Below are 19,278 nucleotides of genomic sequence, written 5' to 3'. Positions count from 1 at the left end.
AATGGTTAACCAAAATGGCACATAAAGGTTGACCGAATTGAACCCTGAAAGCGCAACTTCTCCCACCGCGCAGCCGCCGGATCACGCAGCCGGCGCGCTCGTCTGGTACGCGACCATCGTCGCGATCGGCATCAATCTGCGGCCGCTGCTCACGTCCATCAGCCCGCTCATGACGACGATCCGCGACGCCACCGGCCTCAGTTTTTACGGCGCCTCGCTGCTCACGAGCCTGCCCGTCGTGGCGATGGGTCTGGGCGCGTTCGGCACCGGCTGGCTCGCGCGCCAGCTCGGCGAAACGCGCGGCGTCGCGCTCGGGCTCGTCGCCATCGCACTGGCCTGCGCCGCGCGCGCGTTCGCCGCCAGCGGCGCGGCGCTCATGCTCACGGCCACCGCCGCGGGCGCGGGCGTCGCGGCCATTCAGGCGCTGCTGCCCGCCGTCATGAAGCAGCGCTTCGCGGCGCGCGTGCCGCTCGCCATGGGCCTGTTTTCGGCGTCGATCATGGGCGGCGGCGGCCTGGGCGCGAGCTTGAGCCCGCTCGTGGCGCGCGTGAGCGGGTCGTGGCACGCGGGCCTCGCGGTGTGGGCGCTGCCCGCGCTCGTCGCGCTGGTGCTGTGGATCGCGCTGAACCGGCGCGCGGCGGCCGGCGCTTCGACATCGGCGACCATCACGGACACGCATGCGCACGTGCCCGTGTGGCGCAAGCGCCGCGCGTGGACGCTCGGCCTGCATTTCGGCCTCGTGAACGGCGGCTATACGAGCCTCGTCGCGTGGCTGCCCGCCTACTACCAGCAGCACGGCGCGAGCGTGGCAGCCAGCGGCTCGCTGCTCGCCGCGATGACCGTGTTCCAGGCCGCGTGCGCACTACTGCTGCCGCTCGCGGCCGCGGCGTTCACCGACCGCCGGCCATGGCTCGTCGCGGGCCTGTGCGCGCAGTGGATCGGCGTGGTCGGTCTGACGATGTGGCCCGAGGCCGCGCCTCTGCTGTGGGTCGCGGCGGCGGGCGCAGGTCTCGGCGGCACGTTCTCCGTCACGCTCGTCACGGCGCTCGATCATTCGGGCGATCACCGCGTGGCGGCACGGCTCGTGGCGTTCGTGCAGGGGCTCGGCTTCGTGATCGCGGCGCTCGCGCCGGTGATCGCCGGGCGCGTGCGCGATCTCACGGGCAGCTTCACGGCCGCGTGGATCATGCTGGCCGTTTCGATCACGGCGATGATCGCGCTCACGCTCGCCTTCTCGCCGCGCAGTTACGGGCGCTGGCTCGGCGCGCACGCGAATGCGCATACGCGCGGCGCGCTGGACGCGTGACCCAACAGGCATCGCACGGTCGTGCGCGATCGTACGACTCGTTCGCACGACGCGTGGAGCGGCGCACATACACAACAGAATTGGCGTTGCATACTGTCAAACGTTTGCATAAGCGCCTGTATGAATGTACAGTGCGTGCAGCCCGAGTTGCGTGCTCAGCGCGAGCCGGGTCTGTTCATCGAAACGGAGAACACGACGTGCGATTCTTCATCACGGGGGCGGTGTTGTGCGTCCTCGCGTCCACCGCGCTCGCCGGGGAACACTACATCGAAATCTGGAATCCGCCCGAGGCGCGCACGCCCGGCGTGCATGCGAACGGTGCGAAAAAACACGCGCATCACGGCACGAAGCGCAAGCTCGCTTCCGCCGACCGCCTGACGCCGCGCAAGGTGGCCGACCCGGCGCTCCGCGCCTCCGCGCCCAGCTTGCCGCTCACGCCCACGGTCGGTCCGAACGCCGCGCCCGCGCCCGCCGCGCCGGGCAATAAGGCGCTGCCCGCTATCCCACCGCAAATCGGCCCGGACGGCAACGTACTCCAGGTGTGACCCCGCCGCGCGCCGTCGTGCGCGCGCATCCGCTTTTCCTCCGGCGTCCTTCGCGCCCCGCTTTTTCCGCGTTTCCATCGTGCAAAAAAAGCAGCCCCGTCACCGGAGAGATGCGGGGCCGAATCCCATGTCAAGGAGATGTCATGGTGGAGACGGTTTCATCTTAGCCACGCTGGCGCGCGCACCCAACCAATGGTTTCGCATATGGTTATCGCGGCGCCGAGGTCGTGCCGCTTGGGCTGCCACGCCGCCGCATCGGCATATGGTTAGAACAAAAAGTCGTTTCGCGCGGCGCGGCGCGCTCTCTATGATGACGGTTCCAGATTCGATTTTTCGCGCGCCGCGCTCGCCGCGCTTCGTCGCGAATATCGCTGCACATCCTGTCGCGATTTGCGCCGCGCAACCGTCGTTCATGTCGATGACCCCGTCGCCGCGCATTTCGCCCCATCGCCGGGAGCCCTCTTGAGCATTCCAGATTCGCAACGCCGCCCGCTCGTGGTCGGTATCGGCGGAACGACACGCGCCGCCTCCTCCACCGAGCGCGCGCTCGCCTTCGCCCTGCGCGGTGCCGAACAGGCCGGCGCGCAAACGCAGTTGTTCGGCGGCACGTTCCTGCACACGCTGCCGCACTACGCGCCCGAACTCGCCACGCGCACCGACGCGCAACTCGAACTGATCGAAGCCGTGCGCGCCGCCGACGCCGTTATCATCGCGACGCCCGGCTATCACGGCGGGGTTTCCGGCCTCGTGAAGAACGCGCTCGACACGCTCGAGGAACTGCGCGCCGACGAGCGCCCGTACCTCGACGGCCGCGCCGTGGGCTGCATCGTCACCGCATACGGCTGGCAGGCCGCCGGTTCGGTACTCACCTCGCTGCGCTCGATCGTGCACGCGCTGCGCGGCTGGCCAACCCCGTTCGGCGCGGGCATCAACACGCTCGAAACGCGCTTCGAGAGCGCGCACGACTGTTCCGACGCCAAAGTCGCCGAACAACTCGCGACGGTGGGCCGCCAGGCCGCGCAATTCGCGCTGGCGTTCGGCGCGCAGCCCGCCGCGGTGCTCGCCGACGGCACGCATGGCACGAGCGGCACCGGCGGCGCGGCCCGTCCCGCGCGCGGCGAAAAGCGTTTGAGCCTCGCAGTCTGACGCGCTCGCGTCGGCCTGTCTCCTCCCGACTCACGCCGATCCATCGAACCCCGCCGCGCTGCACGGCGCCCGCGGGGCGTCGATGTGGTTTCGCGCACACTTTCCGCGCGAAGGCGCGCGCGCCCGCGTGCGCCATCCCACAGACGGCCTTTTTCTGCGGTCGCACATTGAAGCCGGATTCGCGCAGCGCTTATCGCATCCGGCGTGCAAATCGTTGTCACGCCCGTGTGATTTGCTTGCGAAAAATGATTGTTTCCCTCGGCATGCGGCGGCCCTTAGGCTGATCCGTGACGGCGCGGTGCATCGGCCCATTGCGCGGAAAAATCGCGCCGCAACCGATGCGCGGCGCCACCGAAAGATCACAGCAGGACACGCGGCCATGAACGCACCTCTACGCTACAAAGGCTACGAAGTCGCGCCGAGCGCGCAGCAGCTTCCGAACGGCCTCTACGCCGCCAATCTCACGATCGGCGCGCTGCCCGACACCGGCACGGACACGCGCGCGGGCGAGCATTCCGAGGCGCGGCGCGGCGCGCAACACTCGTTCGACGCGCTCGATTATTTCTTCGACGAACGCCACGCGCTCGCCTACGCATGCCGCTGGGCGCGCATGTGGATCGACAACCGGCGGCGTTGTGCGTGACGAAGCAGTGCCCCTTACGGTTGTGACAGAATAGGAGTCATATCCCTGTCATTTTCTACGCGCCATGTCCGAAACCCTGACGCATCCGGAGGAAGACGCTGACTTCATCTCCGACCAGGACGCCGCACTGCGACGCTGGACGCATGACACGCCAGGGCCCATCAGGATCGGATCGGACGAACACCGGACGATGTTCTGCCGGATGCTGCTCGACACGCACGATCCCTACCGCCCCGCCGTTCTCGACTGGCCGAAGCTCGAACCCGACGCGCTGAGGCGCCTCACCTCGCTCCCGATCTGGGACATCGCCGTGCAGACCGAAGGCCGCGCGTCGATCCGCGTGCAGACGTACGCGAACACCCTGAAACATCCGCTGCTGCGCGAAGCCATCGAAATGGACGCGGGCGAAGAAGCGCGCCACAAGGTCGTGCTCTCGCATCTCGTGCGCGCGTACGGCATCGAACTCGCGCCGGAGCCGCCGTATCCGCCGCCGAAGCACGCCGAATGGGCGTGGATGTTCACGGGCTACAGCGAGTGCATCGACAGCTTCTTCGCCTTCGGCTTGTTTCGCTCGGCGCAGCGCTCGGGTTACTTTCCGCCGGAACTCGTGGAGACCTTCGAGCCCGTGATCCAGGAAGAGGCGCGCCACATTCTCTTTTTCGTGAACTGGGTCGCGTGGTATCGCAAGACCCTGCCGTGGTGGCGACGACCGTGGCACTCGCTGCGCGTGGGCGCGATCTGGGTCAAGCTCGTGTGGGACCGGCTCGCGATCGCGCGCGGTATCGACGCGAACGGCGTGGCGCACGATTCCAACTTTCTGCCCGAAAGCCGCGAGGCGCTTGGCGACGCGCTCAAGCCGCGCGACATGATCGAACTGTGCCTCGACGAAAACGAAGCACGCATGAGCGGTTACGACGCGCGCCTGCTGCGGCCCACGGTCGTGCCCGCGCTCGCGCGTCTCGCGCTGCGCTTCATGAAGTCATAGTTCACACTGCCCGTATTCACGCCGATACCCCGAACACACGCAAGCGCGCACGCCCACGCCACACGCGCGGCAAGCCGCACGAGGAGGACCTCAGCATGACCGCATGGACTGTCGACCGGCAACTCGAACTGACCGCTTGCGAGGCCGTGGAGGCCATACGCTCGGGGCGCCTCAAAGCGGCCGATTACGTGGCCACGCTGATCGCGCGCGCCGAGGCGCTGGAGAATCTCAACGCGCTCACCGTGCTCGACGTGGAAGGCGCGCTCGCGGCGGCGCAACGCATCGACGCGCTCAGTGCGAGCGAGCGCGAACGCTTGCCGCTGGCGGGTCTGCCCGTGGTCGTCAAGGACAACATCAACACGCGCGGCATGCAGACCTCGGCCGGCACGCCCGCGCTCGAAGGCTTCGTGCCTGCGCGCCACGCGCCTTCGGTGCAACGTCTCGTGGACGCGGGCGCGGTCCTGCTCGGCAAGGCCAACATGCACGAACTCGCGTTCGGCATCACGAGCACGAATCTCGCGCCGCACTGCGGTCCCGTGCGCAACCCGTACGACCCCGAGCGCATTCCCGGCGGCTCGTCGGGAGGCACCGCGGCGGCCGTGGCCGCGCGCATCGTGCCCGCGGGTCTCGGCAGCGACACGGGCGGCTCCACGCGCATTCCGGCCGCGCTGTGCGGCATCGTCGGCTTGCGGCCCTCGGTGGGCGACGGCGGCACGCAGCGCCGCTATCACGACCCGAACGCCGTCGTGCCGATCAGCCACACGCGCGACACGGTCGGGCCGATGGCGCGCACGGTCGCCGACGTCGCGCTGCTCGACGCCGTCATCACGGGGCACGGGCCGCTCGCGGCGGCGTCCGTCACGAACCTGCGCATCGGTTTGCCGAAGCCGCTCTGGGAAGGCCTCGAGGCCGCGCTCGAAGCCGTCGCGCGGCTCGCGCTCGCCAGGCTCGAAGCGGCGGGCGTGACCTTCGTGCCCGTCGAGATGCCCGAACTGCTCGCGCTCAACGACCGCGTGAGCTTCGCACTCGCGCTGCACGAACCCATCGACGACCTGAAGGCATGGCTCACGGCGAACCAGGCGCCCGCTCACACCGTGGCCGACGTGGCGGCGCGCATCGCCAGCCCGGACGTGCGCGCGGCCTACGACGCGGTGCTCGCCGACGTGCGCGGCCCCGATTACCAGACCGCGCTCACCGTCTGGCGCCCGCGCCTCCAGCAGCTCTACGCGCAGACCTTCGCGGCGAACGGCCTCGACGCGCTGCTGTTCCCCACCACGCGCCTCGCCGCCGTGCCGCTCGACGAACTCAACGGCTCGTCGCGCGTGTCGATCGACGGCGCCGCGCCCATCGACGAAATGGAAGCGTATTTGCGCAACACCGATCCGGCCAGCAACGCGGGCATTCCCGGCCTCGCACTGCCCGCCGGTTTGATCGACGCGCGGTGGCCCGTGGGTCTCGAACTCGACGGGCCGGCCGGTAGCGACCGGCGTTTGCTCGCCATCGGCCTCGCGTTCGAGCAGATTCTGGGCAGCCTGCCCGCGCCGCTCATCTGAACCTGCCGTTTCGCGCTTATCTACAAAATCTGCCTGCGACAAAAGCGCGCAGGGGCGCGCTGTAACGCCCGGTCATAGGGCGCGATCTCGCAACTTTGCGTTGCAATGCCGCATTCCGGCGTCATCACCGGTACAATGAGAACAGTTCTCATTTGATGTCAAGCCTGTCCCCATGCGTCTGACCGAACTCACCCAAGGTGCGACCGCGCTCGTCGAGCGCGTCGAAGATACTCAAGCGCCCGATCCGATCGCGCAGCGTCTGCGCGACCTCGGCTTCGTGCCCGGCGAACCCGTGCGCGTGGTTGCGCGCGCGCCGTGGGGCGCCGACCCGCTGCTCGTGCAGATCGGCTCGACGCGCTTCGCCCTGCGGCGCGCCGAGGCGCAACGCGTGAGCGTCAATACCAGCGAGGAGCACGCGCAATGAGCCAGGTACCGCTGCAATCTTCGTCCTTGCGGATCGCCCTCGTCGGCAATCCCAACTGCGGCAAGACCGCGCTCTTCAACCTGCTGACGGGCGCGCGCCAGAAAGTCGCCAATTACGCGGGCGTGACCGTCGAGCGCAAGGAAGGCCGCTTCGCCACGCCTTCGGGCCGCAACGTGCGGCTGCTCGACTTGCCGGGCGCGTACAGCCTCGCCTCGACCAGCCCCGACGAGCGCGTCACGCAAGACGTGCTGCTCGGCCGCTATCCGGGCGAAGCCGCGCCCGACCTGATCGTGTGCGTGGCCGACGCGACCAACCTGCGCCTGCATCTGCGCTTCGTGCTGGAAGTCCAGCGCATGGGCCGCCCGATGGTGCTCGCGCTCAACATGATGGACGCCGCCAAACGGCGCGGCATCGTGGTGGATGTGGCCGAACTGTCGCGCCGCCTCGGCATGCCCGTGGTCGAAACCGTGGCCGTGCGGCGCGGCGGCGCTCAGGAACTGGTCGAGCTGATCGACCGCCTGCATGCCACGAACACGACCAGCGCCACGGCGGCCGCCAGCAATGCCGAAATCGCCGATACCGCCGGCACGCCCGGCGCCGCGCACGCCCCCGCCGACGACCTGCACGCCACCGTGCGCGGCATCCTCGCGAGCGCCGTGACGATGCCGCGCGCCACCGACGCCCGCGACGACGCCATCGACCGCTTCGCGCTGCATCCCGTGCTCGGCCCGGCGATTCTCGCCTTCGTGATGTTCCTCGTGTTTCAGGCGGTGTATTCGCTCGGCAAACCGATGACGGACGCGATCGGCGACGGCTTCGGCTGGCTCGGCACCTACGCGGGCGCCGTGTTGCCCGACGGCCCGCTGCGCAGCCTCGTCACCGACGCGCTGTTCGGCGGCGTGGGCACCGTGCTCGGCTTCCTGCCCGAGATTCTCGTGCTGTTCTTCTTCATCCTCGTGCTCGAAGAGTCGGGCTATCTGCCGCGCGCCGCCTTCCTGCTCGACCGCATGATGGTGGCCGTGGGGCTCACGGGGCGCTCGTTCATTCCGCTGCTCTCGAGCTTCGCCTGCGCGATTCCGGGCGTGATGGGCACGCGCAGCATCACCGACCCGCGCGACCGTCTCGCCACCATTCTCGTCGCGCCGCTCATGACATGTTCGGCGCGCCTGCCGGTGTACGCGCTGCTGATCGGCGCGTTCATTCCGCAGCGCCTGATCCTCGGCGTGTTCAACCTGCAAGGGCTCGTGCTGTTCGCGCTCTACGCGGCCGGCATTCTCGGCGCGATGGCGGTGGGCTATGTCATGAAGCTGCTGCGCCGCGACCGCCGCGAACACGCGCTGCTGATGGAGTTGCCCTCGTACCGCATGCCGAAGGCGCGCGACGTGGCCATCGGGTTGTGGGAGCGCGGCTCGATCTTCCTCAAGCGCCTCACGGGCATCATCCTCGCGCTGACCGTGCTGATGTGGTTCGTCTCCACGTTCCCCTCGCCGCCCGCGGGCGCGACGCAGCCGGCCATCGACTACACCATTGCAGGCTATCTCGGCCGCGTGTTGCAGTGGCCGTTCGCGCCGCTCGGCTTCAACTGGCAGATGAGCCTTTCGCTGATCCCCGCGTTCGCCGCGCGCGAAACGGCCGTGGCCGCGCTCGCCACGGTCTACGCGGTCTCGGGCGGCGACGGCGACATTGCCGCGCTCGGCCACGCGCTCGCGCAGAACTTCTCGCTCGCGAGCGCGCTCTCGCTGATGGTGTGGTTTGCGTTCGCGCCGCAGTGCATGTCCACGCTCGCCGTGATCCGCCGCGAAACGCGCTCGTGGCGCGCCGTGACGGTCTCGTTCGGCTACATGTTCGTGGTCGCGTATGCGGCCTCGTTCGTCACGTACCAGATCGCGAGGCACTTCGTATGAGCGCCGGTCTCGTCGTCCAATACACGGTGATCGCGCTGCTCGTGATCGCCAGCCTGATCCAGACCACGCGCAAGCTCGCGCCCAAGTCCGCGCAGCGCGCACAGGCCGCGATGGCCGCGCCGCTGCTGCGTCCGCAACGCGGTGCGCTCGCGCAACGCATCGGCCGCTTCCTGCAACCGAAGGGCGCGCCCGCCGGCCATTGCGGCGACAGCGGCGGCTGCAATACCTGCGGCACGTGCGGGCCTTCCTCGCCCGAAGCGTCGAACGAGCAACCCGTGGCGTTTCATCCGCCGCGCAAGTAACGCGCATCGTTGAAACGCCCGGCGTTGCCGGAGCGCGACTGTCACGGGCCTTGCGCTACACTGCGCAGCGTCTCCACGACTCTCTTCCCGCGCCGATGCTTTCTTTTCTTTCTCCCGCACGCTGGTTCCGTTTCGCGACGCTGGCCGCCGCGTTGATCGCGCTCTGCGGCACCGGCGCCTGCGTGCGCCTGTCCGCCGTCGACTCGGACGGCCTCTGGAAAGTCGTGGGCGGCCAATGCGTGCCGAACATGCGCGACAAAGGCCAGCCCGGCCCGTGCACGACCGTCGACTTCCAGAAACGCGACGCCGTGCTGAAGGACATCGCGGGCCGCGCGCAATATCTGCTGATTCCCACCGACCGCGTGAGCGGCATCGAAAGCGACGACATTCTCTACGCCGGTTCGCCCGAATACTGGGTCGACGCGTGGGCCGCGACGCACGATGTCGAAACGAAACTCGGCACGACGCTCACCGCGAATCAGCTCGGCACGGAAATCAATTCGTCGAAACGGCGCACCCAGAATCAACTGCACATTCACGTCGATTGCATGCGCACCGACATCACCCAGGCGCTCGCGCCCTTCAACACGATGCCGCCCAACACGTGGCGCTGGACCACGCTCGACGGCAACCGCTACCGCGTGATGCGCGTGACGAGCCTGCGCGACCGCAGCAATCCGTTCCGCGTGGTCGCGCGCGATCTCGGGCCGAAGCAGAGCATGGCGCTGCAAACGATCCTCGTGACGGGCGCGGGCCCGAACGCGCAGCGCGACGGCTGGCTTATCGTCAATAGCGGGCTCGACGTGGACAACGGTTCGGGCTCGGCGGAAGGCTTGCTCGATCATCAGTGCGCGGTGGCGGCACACTGAATCGTTGTGTCGATGTCGACGTAAAAAAGGCGTTCCGCAATGCGCGGAACGCCTTTTTCATTGGCCGCCGACGATAACGTTATGCCGCTTCCAGCACGAGCAGTTGCGCGCCGTCGGCCACCTGATCGCCCACGCCGTAGAGCACTTCGGTGACCTTGCCCGCCGTGGGCGCGCCGATCGTGTGTTCCATCTTCATCGCTTCCATGACGATGAGCGGCGCGCCCTTCTCCACCATCGCGCCCGGCTCGACCAGCACCGCGATCACCTTGCCCGGCATCGGCGCGGTGAGACGGCCCTCGCCGTGTTCGGCGTCGGCGGCATGCGCGAGCAGGTTCTGCCACTCGAAGGCCATGGCCGTGCCAAGACAGAACACATGGAATACGTCGCCGTCGATGAACACACGGCCCGTGACGCGCGTATCGCCGAGTGTCGCGCCGAACTCGCCCGCGTGCGCGCCACGCCACCACGTATAGCGTTCGGCACGGCCCTCGAATGCGAGCGTTTGCTCGCCTTTATCCTGCGCGAACGCCGATACCAACGCGGTGTCCGTGGCCACGTCGCGCCAGTTGAAAGTTTGCGCGAAACCGCTGTTGAGGCGCCACTGCGCCAACGCCTGCCACGGCGAAGCACCTGCCGCCGTGGCACCTTCGCGCGCGAGCAGCGCCGCGCAAGCGAGCGCGAGCGCTTCGCGCAACGGTTGCGGCTGTGGCGCGAACAAGGCTTCGTGATGGCGCTCGATCAGGCCTGTGTCGAGATCGGCGCTCGCGAACGGCTCGCACGTCACAAGCCGATGCAGAAACTCGACGTTGGTGTGCGGCCCGACCACTTCGCATTGTTCGAGCGCGCGCGTCATGCGCGCGAGCGCGTCCGTGCGCGTCGCGCCGTGCACGATCAGCTTGGCGATCATGGGATCGTAGAACGGCGTGATGGTGTCGCCTTCGCGCACGCCGCTGTCGATGCGTACGTTCGCGCCAAGGCGAAACTCCACGCCCTCGGGCATGCGCACATGCTTGAGCGTGCCCGTGGACGGCAGGAAGCCGCGCGCCGGGTTTTCCGCGTAAATGCGCGCTTCGAGCGCATGCCCCGTAACGCTCAGTTGCGACTGTTCGAGCGGCAGCGGTTCGCCCGCCGCCACGCGCAATTGCCATTCGACGAGATCGAGGCCCGTGATCATTTCCGTGACCGGATGCTCGACCTGCAGGCGCGTGTTCATCTCCATGAAGTAGAAGTCGCCGCCCGTCATGATGAACTCGACGGTGCCCGCGCCCACGTATTGCACGGCGCGCGCGGCGGCCACGGCGGCTTCGCCCATCGCGCGGCGCACGTCGTCGGCGAGGCCCGGCGCAGGGGCTTCTTCCAGCACTTTCTGGTGACGGCGCTGCACCGAACAGTCGCGATCGAACAGGTACACGGCGCCGCCGTGTTGATCGGCGAACACCTGCACTTCCACATGGCGCGGGCGCGTGAGGTACTTCTCGATCAGCACGCGGTCGTTGCCAAAGCTGCTCGCGGCTTCGCGCTTGCACGACGCGAGCGCCGCCGCGAAATCCTCGCTGCGCTCGACCACGCGCATGCCCTTGCCGCCGCCGCCCGCGCTCGCCTTCAGCAATACGGGGTAACCCATGGCGTCGGCTTCGCGTTGCAGAAGCGCGGCGTCCTGGTCGTCGCCGTGATAGCCGGGCACGAGCGGCACCGCAGCCGCATGCATGAGCGCCTTCGCGGCGGCTTTCGAGCCCATCGCGGCAATCGCGCCCACCGGCGGTCCGATGAAGACGATGCCAGCGGCTTCGCACGCGCGCGCGAAGTCTTCGTTCTCCGAAAGAAAGCCGTAGCCCGGATGAATGGCCTGTGCGCCCGTGGCGCGCGCGGCTTCGATGATGCGTTCGACGCGCAAATAACTCTGCGCGGCGGCGGCCTCGCCGATATGCACGGCTTCGTCGCAGGCGGCAACGTGCTTCGCGTTGGCGTCGGCGTCCGAATACACCGCGACGCTGCGTATGCCCAGGCGCCTGCACGTGGCCGCCACGCGGCACGCGATTTCGCCGCGATTGGCGATGAGAATCTTGTCGAACATGAGCGGTCTCGCTATGCGTGAGTTGGCGCGAATGACGCGGCGTGGCGTTATTGCGCGCGCCAGTTCGGCGTGCGTTTTTCGAGGAACGACGAAACGCCTTCGCGTCCTTCCTCGCTAGCGCGGATGCGCGCGATGCGCACGGCCGTATCTTCGATCAGCGCGGTGTCGATCGTTTCGCTCGCGATGTCCTGCACCAGTTGCTTGCATTCGCGCACGGCGTTCGGGCTGTTCGCGCACAGCGTATTGGCAATGCGTTGCACGGTGGCGTCGAGTTCGCTGGCTTCCACCGCTTCGCTCACCAGACCGAGACGCAGCGCCGTGGCGCAATCGAACGCTTCCGCCGTGACGAAGTAGCGGCGCGACGCCTGCTCGCCGAGCGCGCGAATCACATACGGCGCGATGGTCGCGGGCATCAGGCCGAGCCGCGCTTCGGAGAGGCAAAAGTTCACGGTGTTCGCGGCCACGACAATATCGGCCGTACACACGAGGCCCATGCCGCCCGCGTAGGCGTCGCCGTGCACGCGCGCGATCACCGGTTTCGGGCAGCGATAGATGGCCGCGAGCATGTTCGCGAGACGCAGCGCGTCGGCACGGTTTTCGTCGTCGGAATAGCCCGCCATCTTGCGCATCCAGTTCAGGTCCGCGCCCGCGCAGAATGCCTTGCCGTTGCCCGCGAGCACAATGGCGCGCACGTCGCCGTGGGTGCCGAGCGTGGTGAACGCCGCGGTGATCTCGGCGATCATGGTTTCGTTGAACGCGTTGCGCACGTCGGGCCGATTGAGCGTGACCGTGGCCACGTGTCCCGCCATGTCGACGGTGAGCGTTTCGTAGGGCATCGAGAGTCCTTTTATCGTGACGCGCACTTACATGCGGAACACGCCGAAGCGTGTGTCTTCGATCGGCGCGTTCATGGCCGCGGATAAACCCAGGCCGAGCACGTCGCGCGTTTGCGCGGGATCGATTACGCCGTCGTCCCAGAGGCGTGCGCTCGCATAGTACGGGTGGCCCTGGCGTTCGTATTGATCGCGGATAGGCTGCTTGAACGCGTCTTCTTCCTGCGCGCTCCACGTGCCGCCCTTCGCCTCGATCCCGTCACGGCGCACCGTGGCGAGCACCGAAGCGGCCTGCTCGCCGCCCATCACCGAAATGCGCGCATTGGGCCACATCCACAGGAAGCGCGGCGAATACGCGCGGCCGCACATGCCGTAGTTGCCCGCGCCGAACGACCCGCCGATGATGACCGTGAACTTGGGCACCTTCGCCGTGGCCACGGCCGTGACCATCTTCGCGCCATTGCGCGCGATGCCTTCGTTCTCGTACTTGCGTCCCACCATGAAACCCGTGATGTTCTGCAGGAACACGAGCGGAATCTTGCGTTGCGCGCACAGTTCGATGAAGTGCGCGCCCTTCAACGCCGACTCGGAAAACAGAATGCCGTTGTTCGCGACGATCCCCACGGGGTGACCCCAGATATGCGCGAAACCCGTGACGAGCGTGGTGCCGTAGCGCGCCTTGAATTCGTCGAAAGCCGAGTCGTCGACAAGGCGCGCGATGACTTCGCGCACGTCGAAGGGCTTGCGCGTATCCACCGGAATCACGCCGTAGAGACTCTGCGCGTCGTAGCGCGGCGGCAGCGGTTCTTTCAACGCAAGCGGCGGCGTCTTCGTGCGATTGAGATTGCCGACGATCGAACGCGCAATGGCAAGCGCATGCGCGTCGTTTTGCGCGAGGTGATCGGCCACGCCGGACAAGCGCGTATGCACGTCGCCGCCGCCGAGGTCTTCGGCGCTCACTTCCTCGCCCGTGGCCGCTTTCACGAGCGGCGGTCCGCCGAGAAAGATCGTGCCTTGATTCTTCACGATGATCGATTCGTCGCTCATGGCGGGCACATACGCGCCGCCCGCCGTGCAAGAACCCATGACCACGGCGATCTGCGGAATGCCTTGCGCCGAGAGATTCGCCTGGTTGTAGAAGATGCGGCCGAAGTGATCGCGGTCGGGGAAGACCTCGTCCTGATTCGGCAGATTCGCGCCGCCCGAGTCGACGAGATACACGCACGGCAACTGGTTTTCCTGCGCGATTTCCTGCGCGCGCACGTGCTTCTTGACCGTGACCGGATAATACGTGCCGCCCTTCACGGTGGCGTCGTTGCACACGATCACGCACTCCTGGCCCGCAATGCGCCCGATGCCGGTGATGATGCCCGAGCCCGGCGCGTCGTCGTTGTACATGCCGTACGCGGCGAGTTGCGACAACTCCAGGAACGGCGTGCCGGGATCGAGCAGCTGCGCAATGCGATCGCGCGGCAGCAGCTTGCCGCGCGAGAGATGCTTGTCGCGCGCCGCCTCGCCGCCGCCGAGCGACAGCTTCTGGATCTTCTCGCGCAGGTCGGCAACGAGCGCGTCGAGCGCCGCCGCATTCGCCTTGAATTCTTCCGAGCGCGGGTTGAGCTTCGATTCGATGATCGGCATCCTGACCTCTCCTTGAAACGGGAATCGTTAGGATTACATCGTTTCCGCGAACAGCTCGCGGCCGATCAGCATGCGCCGAATCTCGCTCGTGCCCGCGCCAATTTCATAGAGCTTGGCGTCGCGCCACAAGCGGCCCACCGGATACTCGTTGATATAACCGTTGCCGCCCAGAATCTGAATGGCTTCGCCCGCCATCCACGTGGCTTTTTCGGCGGTATAGAGAATCACGCCCGCGCAGTCCTTGCGCACCTGGCGCACATGGCCAGCACCGAGCGTGTCTAGCTGGCGGCCCACCGCGTAGAGATACGCGCGGCACGCCTGGAAGGTGGTGTAGAGGTCGGCGACCTTGCCTTGAATGAGCTGGAATTCGCCAATAGCCTGCCCGAACTGCTTGCGGTCGTGAATATAGGGCACGACGTTGTCCATGACCGCGGCCATGATGCCCGTGGGACCGCCCGCGAGCACGGCGCGCTCGTAGTCGAGACCGCTCATCAGCACCTTCACGCCGCCGTTGAGCTGGCCGAGGATGTTTTCCTCGGGCACTTCCACGTCCTGAAACACGAGTTCGCCGGTGTGCGAGCCGCGCATGCCGAGCTTGTCGAGCTTCTGCGCCACCGAGAAACCCTTCATGCCCTTTTCGACGATGAACGCCGTCATGCCGCGCGCGCCGGCTTCGGGGTCGGTCTTAGCGTAGACCACCAGCGTGTCGCAATCCGGGCCGTTGGTAATCCACATTTTCGTGCCGTTGAGCACGTAGCGGTCGCCTTGCTTCTGCGCGCGCAGTTTCATGCTGACGACGTCCGAGCCCGCGTTGGGCTCGCTCATGGCGAGCGCGCCCACATGTTCGCCGGAAAGCAGCTTCGGGAGATATTTTTGCTTCTGCGCTTCCGTGCCGTTGCGGTGGATCTGGTTCACGCAGAGATTGGAGTGCGCGCCGTACGAGAGCCCCACGGAGGCCGACGCGCGCGAGATCTCTTCCATCGCGACCATGTGCGCCGTGTAGCCCATGTTGGCGCCGCCGTATTCCTCGGAGACCGTCATACCGAGCACGCCCAGTTCGCCGAACTTGCGCCACAGGTCCATGGGGAACTGGTCGGTGCGGTCGATTTCCGCCGCGCGCGGTGCGATCTCTTTGGCGGCGAAGCTCGCGATGCTGTCGCGCAGCATTTCGACTTCCTCGCCGAGCGGGAACTGCAAGCCGGGTACGTTGCTCATTCTTGTCTCCGTAGAATCTGCCGCGCTCGTGGCGCTCGATGAACGCCCATTTCACGCCAGATTAACGTTAACGTCAATAGGGAATTCTGAGCACGACTCAATTTCAGCTATTCGCCCGTAAACGCCTTGTACCCGTGACACTTTCGCGACCATAATTCGACCTCGACTGTCAGAAAGTTGATTCAAGCTCAAAATGTCCACGATCGCCGCCCAGAAAGCCGTCCTGCCCGCGTCGCGCCGCCAGCCCGCGGGCCGCAAGTCGCAACAGCGCGTGCGCGAGATTCTCGAAGCGGGGCGCGAGGTGTTCTCCGAAAAGGGCTACGCGCGCGCGACCACGGCCGAAATCGCACAGCGGCTCGGCGTGTCCGAGGCCACGGTGTTCAGCTACTTTCGGGGCAAGCGGGAGTTGTGCGCGCGCGTGATCGGCGACTGGTACGACGAATCGATCGCCGCGATCGAAGGCGGTCTGCCGCGCGACGGCAGCGTGCGCCAGCAGTTCGCCTTCATCGTGCGGATGCATCTGCAACTGATGCTGGAGAGCGGCACCGGCATCTGCGAGCTGGTGCTATCGGAAGGCCGCACGCGGCATCATGAATTGAGCGAGGCGCTCATCGAAATGCAGCGCCGTTACACGGCGCCGCTCATGCGCGTGCTCGCGCGCGGGCAGGACACGGGGCAGATTCGCAAGGACCTGCCGCTGCGGCTGTTGCGCTCGCTCGTGTTCGGGCCCATGGAGCACGTGCTCTGGGACGCCACGCTCGCGAATCGCCGCACGGACATCGAGGCGACGGCGGAACGGCTTGTCGACGCGTTGTGGTCGGCGCTGCAACCGCCGCAACTCGAACTCGCGGCGCTCGCGCAATTCAGCCAGGACGTGAGCGAGGCCGTGCGCCGGCTCGAACGCGAGCGCGGCGCGGCGCACAAGCGCTAGGACACGGCCGACTCCTCGGCCACGCGCGCGCAGACCGCGGCGGGTTCGAACAGCATCACCGTACCCTGCCCCGGCAATTCCACCGCTTCGCGCATGTCGTTGCGCACGTGCAGGCCTTCGCCGCGCGTGAGCATGGACGGCACGGTCATCTGCGCCGCGTTGTTGAGCGTGACGATGTCCTCGACGGAATCCACGAGGAGTCCGTACTTTTCGCCTTCGTATTCGACGATGAGGATCTTCGCGCGCGCGAGGTCTTCGTAAGGCGGCATGGCGTACATCGCGCGCACGTCGATCACCGTGACGAGCACGCCGCGCAGGTTCAGCACGCCGCGCACGAAAGCGGGCAAGCCTGGCGTATGCACGATGTCGTCGCGATACTCGATCACCTCGCGCAACTGCGCGATGCGCACGCCCACCAACTGACCAATGCGGAATGTCACGAGCGTTTGCCGCGTGCGCGCGCCGCGCTGCTGCGCCGCGTCCGCCTGCGCGAGCTTGCCGCGATACAACGCGTGATGCCCCTTGGCCACGGCCGCGATGCGCTCGTTGCCGAACAATGCCTCGGCGTTCAGCAGCAGTACGCCCGCGCGCGTGTCGGAGGCGAGATAGCCCGAGAACAGCGCGCGCTGCGCGTTGCCGCCGTAAGTAGGCATGGGCAGCAGATCCTCATCGCGATACGCCACGATGCTCGCGACCTCATCGACGAGCAAACCGAAATGCACTTCGTCGCGATGCAGGATCACCACGCGCCGGTCTTCCACGCGCGCTTCCGGTTCGTTCGCGCCGTTCGCGTCGCTCGCGCCATTGCCGCGCGCGAAGCCGAGAAACTTGCCGAAGTCGAGCACGGGCACCGTCACGCCGCGCAGATTCAACATGCCGATACACACGTCGTCGGCGAGCGGCGACTGCTGCAACGGCGGCACGCGGATGATCTCCTTGATCGCGCCCATGGGCAGCGCGAGCGCCGTCGCGCCTACCTTGAACGAGACGTTCTTGTGCTGCTGGCCTTGCTGCGCGCGGCGCTCGGCAACCCGCGGCGCCGCTTGCGCGAGCTGCGGCATGTCACGCAGATTGAGTAGCACCGCGGGCGCGAGCACCTGCAGGATGCGCTCGCCGCCTTCGAGCTTGAGCACCGCACCGATCACCGAAGGCGTGCCGCCTTCCGGCACCTCGAGCGTGATGACCTGCTCGCGCGGCACGCGCAGAATTTCGCCGGTCGCGTCGAACTGCAAGCCAATGCGCAGGCCACCGGTTTCGACGATCGCCACCTTGCGCGAGGTGCTCGCGGCCGCCGCTTCGAGCCGCAGCAATTGCCGCAGATCGACTACCGGAATCAAGGTGCCGCGCAAGTTGAAGAGGCCGAGCAGATACGCCGGCGCGAGCGGCACCGGCGTGAGCGCTTCGGGATGATTGACCACTTCCTGCAACGCGGTCACGGGCAGCGCCAGTTCCGTATCGGCCAGATGAAACGATCCATACAGCTCGACGTTCGCGCCGGCTGCCGAGGTACGCAGACTCATCTCGTGCTCTCCTCAGGACGAACGCAGCGAAGCGCGCGGCGCCGCGGACGGCGGTTCCGCCGCGCGGGAAAAGTGGCGCACGGCGTAGTGATGCTGTTCGCAGTCGATGGTCAACTGCCGCCCGCATTCGCCGCCCACGTCCACGTGCACGACCTTCACGCGCGAGTCGGCGAGCAATTGCTTAGCCATCCGAACATTCAATTCGCCGATCGGCTCGTGCAGCGTCGTACGGTGGTGCATCATGTTGGCGCCGCCCGCGAGCACGGCTTCGATCTCGCCCTCGGGCGCGTCGCTGGCGTGCATCATCGCGAGCAGTTTGGGCAGCGCCTCGATCACGTATTTCGCGCCATTGCCCGCCTGCGGCACGGCCGCGCCAGCGCCGCGCGCGGGACCGGTCGGCTCGGGCAGCAGGCAATGCGCGAGACCGTAGGTGCCGCGCGAACGCCACAGCAGGCCGATCCCCACGCACGAGCCCAGCGTGGCGCGCAGAATTTTCGCTTCGTCGCCGCGGCTCACCGCGATCTCGCACATCCGCACTTGCACGTCACGCAGGTTGCTCATGCTTGCGCTCCTCGTTGCGATAGATGAGCGGCTGCTCGAACGCGAGGCCGTCCGCCACGCGGCTCAACGACTCCGACTCGCCGACGATCAGCACCGCGCCCGGCCGCATTGCGCGGCGCACGTTGGCGAGCACGGCTTTCTGGCCATCGACATCGAAATAGATCAGCACGTTGCGCAACAGCACGAGATCGAACGGACCCAGATCGCGCGGCACGTCGTAGAGATTGTGCCGGCGGAACGACACGTGCGCACGCAGCGCGTCGCTCACCCCAATGCCGGTGGCGTCGCTGCGAAAGTACTTCTGCACGAGTTCAGGACGCTGCTGGCGCAGGCTTTCCATGCTGCGGCCCGCATAATGCCCGACGCGCGCGTTCGCGAGAATGCCGTCCGAAATGTCGGTGCCGACGATCGCGTAACGCATGGCCGGATGCTGCGCGCGATGCTCCTCGCACAGCATGGCCGTGGTCCACGCTTCCTCGCCGCTCGACGCCGCCGCCGACCACACGCGCAGCGTGTCGCCCGCGCGGCTCGCGGTCCAGTTGGGCAAGAATTCGCGCACGAGGTAATCCCAGATGCGCGGCGTGCGAAAGAACGAGGTTTCGTTGGTCGTGACGAGATCGATGAAATCGCGCACTTCGTCGGCGCTCGTGTCGAGCACCCGCAAATAGTCGCTGTAATCGGGCAGGCCCAGCGTCATGATGCGGCGGCGCAAGCGGCCCTTGAGCATGACCCACTTGCGCTCGTTCATGGCGATGCCGGTATGCCGGCGCACCTGTTCGAACAACGCCTGACGTACCGTCAAATCGGCATCGTGATCGATATCCACTGC

At 67.1% G+C, this 19,278-nt stretch carries 18 protein-coding genes; 11 read left to right on the top strand and 7 right to left on the bottom strand.

Translation table 11 applies throughout. The features are described from left to right. The first annotated feature begins 37 nt into the window (after positions 1–37). The 10 genes from FAZ98_RS19915 to FAZ98_RS19870 all read left to right on the top strand — a co-directional run bounded on the left by FAZ98_RS19915 (position 38) and on the right by FAZ98_RS19870 (position 9,677). Positions 38–1,306: a cyanate transporter gene (locus FAZ98_RS19915; protein ID WP_407672119.1), complete on the top strand. Its 1,269-nt coding sequence runs from the start codon at positions 38–40 to the stop codon at positions 1,304–1,306. Between the two features lie 197 nt (positions 1,307–1,503). Beyond that, positions 1,504–1,851 (top strand): hypothetical protein, encoded by a 348-nt coding sequence (locus FAZ98_RS19910; RefSeq protein WP_158953109.1) that lies wholly within the window; start codon positions 1,504–1,506, stop codon positions 1,849–1,851. Between the two features lie 462 nt (positions 1,852–2,313). After that, positions 2,314–2,997 carry an NADPH-dependent FMN reductase gene (locus tag FAZ98_RS19905; RefSeq protein WP_233272749.1) on the top strand — a complete coding sequence of 228 codons (684 nt, stop codon included), beginning with the start codon at positions 2,314–2,316 and terminating at the stop codon, positions 2,995–2,997. A 379-nt stretch (positions 2,998–3,376) separates the two neighbouring features. Next, the gene (locus tag FAZ98_RS19900; RefSeq protein ID WP_158953108.1) at positions 3,377–3,640 is read left to right on the top strand and encodes a transcriptional regulator; all 264 of its coding nucleotides are present in this window, start codon (positions 3,377–3,379) and stop codon (positions 3,638–3,640) included. A gap of 64 nt (positions 3,641–3,704) precedes the next feature. After that, complete coding sequence (locus FAZ98_RS19895) at positions 3,705–4,625, top strand: ferritin-like domain-containing protein (protein WP_158953106.1); 921 nt, start codon at positions 3,705–3,707, stop codon at positions 4,623–4,625. A 95-nt stretch (positions 4,626–4,720) separates the two neighbouring features. Further along, complete coding sequence (iaaH, locus tag FAZ98_RS19890; protein WP_158953104.1) at positions 4,721–6,178, top strand: indoleacetamide hydrolase; 1,458 nt, start codon at positions 4,721–4,723, stop codon at positions 6,176–6,178. Between the two features lie 172 nt (positions 6,179–6,350). Then, positions 6,351–6,602, top strand: coding sequence for a FeoA family protein (locus tag FAZ98_RS19885; RefSeq protein ID WP_158953102.1), 252 nt, complete (start codon positions 6,351–6,353; stop codon positions 6,600–6,602). Further along, on the top strand, positions 6,599–8,506 hold the full coding sequence (gene feoB, locus FAZ98_RS19880) for a ferrous iron transporter B (RefSeq protein ID WP_233272748.1): 1,908 nt from the start codon (positions 6,599–6,601) through the stop codon (positions 8,504–8,506). Before FAZ98_RS19885 ends, feoB begins: the two co-directional genes overlap by 4 nt. Continuing rightward, positions 8,503–8,808, top strand: coding sequence for a DUF6587 family protein (locus tag FAZ98_RS19875; protein WP_158953101.1), 306 nt, complete (start codon positions 8,503–8,505; stop codon positions 8,806–8,808). The genes feoB and FAZ98_RS19875 overlap by 4 nt, the downstream gene beginning before the upstream one ends. Before the next feature lie 95 nt (positions 8,809–8,903). Next, positions 8,904–9,677: a CDP-diacylglycerol diphosphatase gene (locus FAZ98_RS19870; protein WP_158953099.1), complete on the top strand. Its 774-nt coding sequence runs from the start codon at positions 8,904–8,906 to the stop codon at positions 9,675–9,677. A 79-nt stretch (positions 9,678–9,756) separates the two neighbouring features. Here the strand turns inward: FAZ98_RS19870 and FAZ98_RS19865 are convergent, their stop codons facing one another. The 4 genes from FAZ98_RS19865 to FAZ98_RS19850 are packed head-to-tail and all read right to left on the bottom strand — an operon-like array spanning position 9,757 to position 15,437. Then, complete coding sequence (locus tag FAZ98_RS19865) at positions 9,757–11,751, bottom strand: acetyl/propionyl/methylcrotonyl-CoA carboxylase subunit alpha (RefSeq protein ID WP_158953097.1); 1,995 nt, start codon at positions 11,749–11,751, stop codon at positions 9,757–9,759. Positions 11,752–11,798: 47 nt separating this feature from the next. Then, a complete protein-coding gene (locus FAZ98_RS19860) occupies positions 11,799–12,587 on the bottom strand; it encodes an enoyl-CoA hydratase/isomerase family protein (protein WP_158953096.1) in 789 nt (262 codons plus the stop codon). 27 nt (positions 12,588–12,614) lie between these two features. After that, entirely contained in the window at positions 12,615–14,222 is a 1,608-nt protein-coding gene (locus FAZ98_RS19855; protein WP_158953095.1) for a carboxyl transferase domain-containing protein, read from the bottom strand. Between the two features lie 33 nt (positions 14,223–14,255). Further along, the gene (locus FAZ98_RS19850; RefSeq protein ID WP_158953093.1) at positions 14,256–15,437 is read right to left on the bottom strand and encodes an isovaleryl-CoA dehydrogenase; all 1,182 of its coding nucleotides are present in this window, start codon (positions 15,435–15,437) and stop codon (positions 14,256–14,258) included. Between the two features lie 193 nt (positions 15,438–15,630). Here FAZ98_RS19850 and FAZ98_RS19845 point away from each other — a divergent pair, with 193 nt between their 5' ends. Further along, positions 15,631–16,368: a TetR/AcrR family transcriptional regulator gene (locus tag FAZ98_RS19845; RefSeq protein ID WP_158953091.1), complete on the top strand. Its 738-nt coding sequence runs from the start codon at positions 15,631–15,633 to the stop codon at positions 16,366–16,368. Here FAZ98_RS19845 and FAZ98_RS19840 read toward each other — a convergent pair. Genes FAZ98_RS19840 through FAZ98_RS19830 form a run of 3 tightly spaced genes read right to left on the bottom strand, consistent with a single transcriptional unit; the run spans position 16,365 to position 19,275 of the window. Then, positions 16,365–17,888 (bottom strand): chemotaxis protein CheW, encoded by a 1,524-nt coding sequence (locus FAZ98_RS19840; protein ID WP_158953089.1) that lies wholly within the window; start codon positions 17,886–17,888, stop codon positions 16,365–16,367. The two genes, FAZ98_RS19845 and FAZ98_RS19840, sit on opposite strands and share 4 nt — an antisense overlap. Positions 17,889–17,900: 12 nt before the next feature. Continuing rightward, entirely contained in the window at positions 17,901–18,449 is a 549-nt protein-coding gene (locus tag FAZ98_RS19835; protein ID WP_158953087.1) for a chemotaxis protein CheD, read from the bottom strand. Further along, entirely contained in the window at positions 18,433–19,275 is an 843-nt protein-coding gene (locus FAZ98_RS19830) for a CheR family methyltransferase (RefSeq protein WP_158953086.1), read from the bottom strand. Before FAZ98_RS19830 ends, FAZ98_RS19835 begins: the two co-directional genes overlap by 17 nt. Positions 19,276–19,278: the final 3 nt, after the last annotated feature.

Source organism: Paraburkholderia acidisoli, assembly GCF_009789675.1.
Taxonomy (GTDB): domain Bacteria; phylum Pseudomonadota; class Gammaproteobacteria; order Burkholderiales; family Burkholderiaceae; genus Paraburkholderia; species Paraburkholderia acidisoli.
This window is presented reverse-complemented; position numbering and strand designations above follow the sequence as displayed.